Annotated in this window: 5 protein-coding genes and 2 pseudogenes; all 7 read right to left on the reverse strand. The window is 62.4% G+C overall.

Annotated elements, in window-relative coordinates; translation table 11 throughout:
* Window positions 1–959, reverse strand: a pseudogene (locus HMPREF0591_RS20190) (IS3 family transposase); the annotation flags it as partial.
* A gap of 48 nt (window positions 960–1007) precedes the next feature.
* A pseudogene (locus HMPREF0591_RS32430) lies at window positions 1008–2162 on the reverse strand (IS3 family transposase).
* Between the two features lie 226 nt (window positions 2163–2388).
* Window positions 2389–3138, reverse strand: coding sequence for an SDR family oxidoreductase (locus tag HMPREF0591_RS20200; RefSeq protein ID WP_007170472.1), 750 nt, complete (start codon window positions 3136–3138; stop codon window positions 2389–2391).
* Window positions 3135–3386, reverse strand: a complete 252-nt coding sequence (locus HMPREF0591_RS32435) for a hypothetical protein (RefSeq protein ID WP_007170473.1) — start codon at window positions 3384–3386, stop codon at window positions 3135–3137. Before HMPREF0591_RS32435 ends, HMPREF0591_RS20200 begins: the two co-directional genes overlap by 4 nt.
* 121 nt (window positions 3387–3507) lie before the next feature.
* On the reverse strand, window positions 3508–4680 hold the full coding sequence (locus HMPREF0591_RS20205; protein WP_007170474.1) for an acyl-CoA dehydrogenase family protein: 1173 nt from the start codon (window positions 4678–4680) through the stop codon (window positions 3508–3510).
* Window positions 4681–4683: 3 nt separating this feature from the next.
* Window positions 4684–5835, reverse strand: coding sequence for an acetyl-CoA C-acetyltransferase (locus tag HMPREF0591_RS20210; RefSeq protein ID WP_007170475.1), 1152 nt, complete (start codon window positions 5833–5835; stop codon window positions 4684–4686).
* A 312-nt stretch (window positions 5836–6147) separates the two neighbouring features.
* The gene (locus tag HMPREF0591_RS20215) at window positions 6148–7641 is read right to left on the reverse strand and encodes a PEP-utilizing enzyme (RefSeq protein ID WP_007170476.1); all 1494 of its coding nucleotides are present in this window, start codon (window positions 7639–7641) and stop codon (window positions 6148–6150) included.
* Window position 7642: the final 1 nt, after the last annotated feature.

The following is a 7642-nucleotide window of genomic DNA, read 5'->3' on the forward strand; positions in this document are numbered from 1 at the left end:
CCCTTGATCCGTATGGTGAACAACACCTGTGAGATCCAGTACACCCGCTTGCTGGCGGGTCCAGATGGCGTGCTCGATGGAGTCGAGGACCATTGAGGTGGTCATCGTTGCGGCAACTCGCCAGCCTAGGATCCGCCGGGCATAGGCGTCGGTGACGAACGCGACGTAAGCGAAACCCGACCACGTTGACACGTAGGTGAGGTCTGCTACCCACAGCCGGTTCGGGGCTCGCGGACCGAACCGGCGCCCGACGAGATCGGAGAGCCGGGCCGCGGCGGGGTCGGCGATCGTGGTCTTCTTGGCCTTGCCGCGCACCCCGGCCAGGCCGAGTTCGGCCATCAGCCGTTCCACGGTGCGGCGGGCCACCTCGATACCCTCGCGGTTCAGGGTCAGCCACACCTTGCGGGCACCGTAGACCCCGTAGTTGGCGGTGTGAACCCGTGCGATCTCGCGCTTGAGGACCTCGTCGCGGCTCTGGCGGGGACTGGGCTCACGATTGACCTGGTCGTAGAAGGTCGATGGGGCGATCGGCACACCCAGCTTGCTCAACTGTGCGCAGATCGACTCGACACCCCACCGCAGACCATCAGGACCGTCTCGGTGGCCCTGATGATCGGCGATGAACCGGGTCATTAGTGTGCTGGCCGGTCGAGTTCGGCCACGAAGAAAGCCGACGCGGTCTTCAAAATCGCGTTGGCCCTTCGTAATTCGGCGACTTCTCGCCTGAGCTTCTTCAGCTCAGCGGACTCCTCGCTTGCCGTGCCAGGTCGTGAGCCGGCATCAATCTGGGCCTGGCGCACCCACTTGCGCACCGTCTCGGCCGTGCCGACCCCGAGCAACCGTGCGACCTCACAGATCGCTGCCCACTCCGACTCGTGCTGATCGCTGATCTCGACGACCATGCGCACCGCCCGCTCACGCAGCTCCGGCGGGTAACGCTTCGACGTACTCCCTGACACGACTCCAACCTTCCCAACAAATGGAGTCTCCGGACATGCCGGGGCGGTTCATACCGTGGTTGCGACTGGTGTGTGGAGCAGTTCGAACTCTATCGGGGTGAGTTTGCCGAGTGGGCGTTGCCGGCGGCGCCGGTGGTAGGTCCGCTCGATCCAGGTCACGATCGCCAGGCGTAGTTCGGCTCGAGTGGACCAGCGTCGCCGGTCGATCACGTGGCGTTGCAGAAGGGCGAAGAAACGATTCCATGGCGGCGTTGTTCCGCACGCACCGACACGCCCCATCGATCCGTGTAATCCGTTGTGCAACAGTGCTTGGACGAACCTTCGTGACCTGAGTGCCCCTGTGGGAATAACAATCGTCGCGAAGGGTGCGCGCAACTGTCACGGCGTGATCCAGGGCTGCCACCATCAGTGAGGACTTGATCAGCGAGTCGATCGAGTAGCCCACAATCCGGTTGGAGTAGACGTCTTTGCTGGCGCAGAGGTAGAGCTTGCCTTCATCGGTGCGGTGCTCGGTGATGTCGGCCAGCCAAACCTGGTCGGCGGCCCGGGCGCTGAACTGACGCTCGACCAGGTCGTCGTGGACCGGTGGCCCGGATCGACGGTTCAGTCCACGTTTCTTGGCGAAGATCGACCAGATGCACTGCTGGGAACACAACCGTGCCACACGGTTTTCCCCGGCGACGATCCCGCGCCCGGGAAGCTCGTCGGCGATGAAGCGGTACCCGAAGGCGGGATTGTCGACATGGATATCAGGGCGGCGTTGATCAGATGCGCATCATCCCAGTCACGCTGCGACACCGGCTCTTTACGCCATTTGTAGAACGCCTGGGTGGACAAACCCAGGACCCGGCAGGTCACTCGTGACGGGCACGCCGTCATCGGCAAGGTCGACGACCAGCGGGTACATCATTTTGGTTGGCGTCCCGGGGCAGGTAACCAAATGCGAGACGCATCACCTCGGCCTCCTGCTCCGAGGAGCTTGATCCGCTTGTGCGCCCCGCCTAGCTGCGTGGCTGCATCGTCGGCTCCCGATGATGACCCGGCTCGTTCGCCATCGTCTGGGCGGTCGGCAGTCTTGCGCCAGCGATGCACGCAGGCCTCCGAGATTCCGAAGTCCTTCGCGATCTGGCGCAGCGGCGCCTCCCCTTTGTGGGCCACGGCGACGACATCGGCACGGAGCTCGGCAGGAAGCGGTTTCGGCACGAGATTGATCCTTCCAGCAAGGACGAATCCTCACAGGTCAGGAGTCAACAAAACCGGGGGCAGTCCCTAACGGCGTCAGGTCCGGGTGAGCTCTTGCAGGAGCGGTATCACCGGCGAACCACGATAGTCGTCCATCACAAGGTCAGGCAATATGCGGTGAGTATGCCAAAATCTGCTGTCCAGCCTGGTATCTGCGCGCCATCGCCCAGTGTCGGGTCGCCAAGCGTTAGGCAAAGCGCTTGATCAGCGGCAGCGGCAGTACCCGCATAAGTTGCACCATCGGCCTCCAGGGCCACCAGGGCACCGCCGCCCGTCCCGGCTCGCGCTCGATCGCCGAAACCAATGACTTGACCCCAGTCTCGTTGTCCACCATGAACATCGTGCTCTGCGACTTGGCCGTCATCTCCGACTCGATATAACCGGGCTCGATCACCGAAACCTTAATCGGCCCACGCGCATACTCGAGGCGCAACGCTTCGCCCAACGAACTCAACCCAGCCTTGCTGGCCGCGTAAGACGCCTTCACGCCCGGCACTCCCCTGACGCCGAGCACCGAGGAAATCAACACCAGGTGCCCCGATCCCTGCTCATGAAACATCTGCAGCGCGGTCTCGATCTGCACCAGCGCCGCCACCAAGTTGGTCTCGAGAGTCGCCTTGTTGGCCCACAGCTTGCCCGACCCCAGACGTGCACCCTTGCCGATGCCGGCGTTTATGATCACCCGGTCGATGCCGCCAAGCGCATCCGACAGCTCCTCGAACACCTTCGGCACCTGCTCGTGTTCGTTGACGTCCAACGCCGCGATGGCAACATTTACATCAGAATGTTGTTGCACAAGTTCAGCTTTGAGATCAGCGAGCCGGTCGGTACGCCGAGCGCACAGTGCCAGGTCGCGCCCCTTGGCCGCAAACGCGTGGGCCATTCCGGCACCCAGGCCGGAACTCGCACCGGTGATAAGGATCTTCTGCCGAGTCACGTCCGCAGTATAACCTCCTGAGCACAAACGACTTTGGTCGGTGCGCTGATACTTTGATCGCCGGTGGCTGCCATTGCAGCTTCAGGCCAGGTCACCGAACCTGCGGCGTATCGCTTCGCCGTTTGGCTTTCCGTCTCCAGCGCGAGCGAGATGCGATCCCACGTCCAATCCATTAAGCAAGCCCCCCGCACGGCAACTTCGGTCACCGTCTGCGGCGCACCACGGGCTTCAACGCCGTTGATCAACATATGCATTGCCGTAGCGGGGGCAACGTCACCCCGCTACGGCAAAGTTCCAGTACGTCCGTCGAGCCGCTCGCTAGTGGCAGCGATAGCAGGCGCGGATACCGAGATAAGAAACGGCGCCACTTCATCTCCGTTTGGAAGTCGGGTCTGAGCCGGCGATCTGGCGGCCGATGAGCTCCTTCATGATCTCCGTCGTGCCGCCATAGATTGTTTGCGCTCGGGTGTCGAGATACGCTCGGGCAACGGGGTATTCAAGCATGTAGCCGTATCCGCCGTGGAGTTGCAGGCACCGGTCGATAAGGCGGTGTTGAAGCTCGCTGACGTACCACTTGCCTTTTGCCGCATCAACTGGTGAAAGTTCACCCGCGTTGAACGCCTCTACCGATTTGTCGACGTAGGCCTCTGCGATATCGAGCTCCGTTGACATCTCTGCCAGTTCGAAGCGGATGTGTTGCTTTGCAGTCAGTGGCTGACCGAATGCCTTGCGCTGTCGGCAATACTCGACCGTGAGGTCGAATATTGCACGTGTGGTCGCGATAGCCTGTGCCGTAACACCTAATCGCTCGCGCGGCAAATGGCTCATCAGGTATTGGAGGCCGCTGCCTTCCTTGCCGAGCAGATTTTCGACTGGAACGCGGGCGTCGTCGAAGAATAACTCAGCAGTGTCTTGGGCCGGTAGCCCGATCTTGTCCAGCTGGCGTCCGCGTCTGAATCCTGGGGTGTCGCGCTCGACTACGAACAAGCTGAAGCCTCGCGACCCCGCCTCTTGATCGGTGCAAGCGGCTACCACGATGAGGTCGGACATGATCCCACTCGAAATGAACGTTTTCTGCCCGTTGAGAACCCAGTGGTCGCCGTCGCGGCGAGCACTGGTGCGGATCGCTCGGAGATCGCTGCCGGCACCCGGTTCCGTCATAGCGAGGGCGCCGATCAATTCGCCGGAGGCGAAGCGCGGCAACCAACGTTGTTTCTGTTCCTCAGACGTGAGATCGAGGAGGTAGTGCAGCACGAGGTCGTCTTGGAGGCTGATGGTCAAGCCGAACGACAAAGCGTTGATTCGGGCGATCTCCTCGCAGACCACCATTCGGTAGCGGTAGTCGTGTTCACCGGCACCCCCGTACCGTGCGTCCACCTCCAATGCGTAGATGCCCGCTTTGGCTGCGTGGGCGAACACGTCGCGGTCGATCCGGTGATCTCTGTCCCAATCGTGCTGGTGCGGGACCACTTCTCGGGCTAGGAATTCCTTGACCGTTTCGCGGTAGGCGTCATGGTCAGGGCCGTAGAGTGTTCGGCGCACCGCCTAGAGTCTCTCGATGATCGTGACGTTGGCTTGACCGCCGCCCTCGCACATGGTCTGCAGTCCGTAGCGGCCGCCGGTTCGCTCGAGCTCGTGCAGCAGCGAGGTCATTAAGCGGGCGCCGGTGCAGCCGATGGGGTGACCCAACGCGATCGCTCCACCGTTGACGTTGACCCGATCCGGGTCTGCTTCGAGTTCTGCCAGCCAGGCGAGCACCACCGGAGCAAACGCCTCGTTGATCTCGACGAGATCTATGTCGTCGATCGAGAGTCCCGTTCGTTTGAGTGCGTGTCGGGTGGCCGGGATCGGGGCCGTCAGCATCATCACCGGGTCGGCGCCACGCACGGACATGTGGTGAATTCGGGCCCGCGGTGTCAGTCCGAACCGCTTGACGGCGCTTGCCGACGCGATCAGCAGTGCCGCCGCCCCGTCGGAAATCTGGCTGGCCACCCCCGCGGTTAACACTCCGCCCTCAACCAGGGTCGGCAGGCTCGCCATCTTCTCCAGTGAGGTGTTGGCGCGCGGCCCCTCGTCTACCGTGACGCCCGCGTACGGAGTTATTTCCCTTGTGAATCGGCCGTCGGCGATAGCTGCCACGGCGCGCTGGTGGCTGGTTAACGCAAATTTCTCGTTGTCCTCGCGACTCAACTTCCACTGACTGGCGATCATCTCCGCACCGCGGAACTGTGAGATCTCCTGAGTGCCGAACCTGGCTTCCCATCCCCGGCATCCGGTCCATGGATCGCTCGCGCCGAAAGGCTCACCTGCGCCGAAAGCGCACAAGATCGGATACTGGCTCATTTTCTGCACGCCGCCCGCGACGATCAGATCAGAAGTTCCACTCATCACCGCCTGCGCGGCGAAATGCACGGCCTGCTGAGCGGACCCGCACTGGCGGTCGATCGTGACGCCGGGAACCGACTCAGGCAGCCCAGCCGCAAGGGCCGCTGTCCGCGCGATGTCACCGGCCTGGGAACCGATGTTATCCAGGCAGCCCAGGATGACGTCATCGATCGACTCGGGGTCGATGTCGTGTCGATCAACGACGGTACGAATCACGTGGGCGGCCATGTCGGCCGGGTGCTCGTCAGCGAATCCACCACCGCGCTTACCCACAGGTGTACGAGCTGCGTCAACGATAAAGGCTTCAGTCACTCATATAATTTAACATAGACTCAAAAAATGCTGAACCTGTCCCACACGGTCCATTCAAGTCGGCGGATGAGGCGGTTCCTCAGGGTGTTTCGGGCAGGTCTTGTGCGCAGATCTCGTGTGAAATCCAAACGAGCGACGAACAACGTTAAGACACTCTTGGAGTCAAACAGTGGCACGCGGTGGCGGTCCGGCGGTTTGACCTCGCCGCAGCCCAAGTCGAAGCGTCTTACGGCGCGGCCGCCCTTCAACCGCATACACGGCAAGACTGCACGACGTCACGCATCACGAGCAGGAACGCTCTTATTGGGAGTATCACCCAATCACTTCGACCGTGCCGACATCGCCGTTGACCCGTACCTGCGCACCGTCGGGGATGCGGTTGGTGCCGGTTTCGGTACCGCACACGCATGGTATGCCGATCTCGCGGGCGACGATCGGGCCGTGGCTGAGCATGCCGCCGTGATCGGTCACCACCGCCCCTGCCACCAGGAACAGTGACACCCAGGACGGGTCGGTGGTTTCGCACACAAGAATGTCACCGTCGTCGATATCCACGTCGCCGGGGTCACGCACCACCCGCGCCCGCCCCTCGGCGATGCCGCCGCTGGCGGCCACGCCGGCCACTATCTCTCCGACGTCGAGCAGTTCGCCGGTAGCCGTTGCAAGCTTGGTGATCTCCGGGCTACCCGACCATGCCTTGGGCAACCGAATACCTTGACGTTCGGCGTACTGCGCCACCCGATCGGCGACCGCGGCACGCTGATCGCCGGAGATTCCAGCTAACAGGTCGTGATACGAGAGGTGAAAAACATCCTCGGAGTCGGCGATGATGCCGCGTTCAACGAGCAACGCACCGAGTCTCCGAGCCGTCGCACGGGCCACGTCGTAGGTGAGCAGGTAACCGGCTTTACCCTGTTCCCGCAGAGCCAGGAAACGGGCCGCCAGTTTGACGATCATCGCAGTAAGGCGACGCTTGAATCGAGGAGTCGCGGCCAACAGTTCGGTGAGCGCGCGCTGGCGGGCGGCCGCTTGCGCGGCGCTGCGGTTGCGTGGTGCACGCGGACATGCGGCGTCAATCGCCCGATAGTCGTCAAGGCGCGCCAGGACTGGAGCGGGGTTCTCGCGCCACGTGACGCCGATCAACTGCCCCTCGTTGGGGCCGTGGTAGCCGTGCCGGTCCGTAAATTCGCCGACCGTTATCTGGTTGTGCGCCAACGCCCACAGATCGTGTGCGACCTCGTTTTCATCGGAACCGACGCCGGAGAGCAGTTGTGCTTCCAGTCCCGGTTTACCGGCGGCGGCAGCAGCAGCAACAACCTTCTCGGCGATCGAGGAACTGATCATCGCAACGCCCATGTGAATCTTCATCATGTCCTCGAAGCGGCGCCGCGACTCGGCAAGCACTGCCAAGCAACCGTTTTCGTCGAGATTGGGGATCCGCGGCAGCTGATCGAGCCGCCATCTTCGGAGCTCGGCGAACATCGCGTTATGCCGCTTGGGTGTGCGCTGCACCCAGAGCGGGGCTTTCACGATGATCGCCGGGTAGCGCTTCCGGCTGTTCTCATCGACGGTCTGAGGCCGCGCATACCCGAAAAGCTGCTGCTCGACGGCTTTTGCGGTAGTCCCCGGCATCACATTGGCGATTTCGCGGAATTTGTCGATATTCCCTGCGCCCCAACCGGAGAACACCGTGAGGAAGCAGTCCTCAACATTCTCGGGCACCCGCAGCTCGTTACGGGCGAAGACCCCCAGGTCAACGAAAAGACGCCGGAATGACATCTCCATCGGCTCAAATGCGAACGTCATG

The sequence above is a fragment of the Mycobacterium parascrofulaceum ATCC BAA-614 genome, assembly GCF_000164135.1.
GTDB lineage: Bacteria > Actinomycetota > Actinomycetes > Mycobacteriales > Mycobacteriaceae > Mycobacterium > Mycobacterium parascrofulaceum.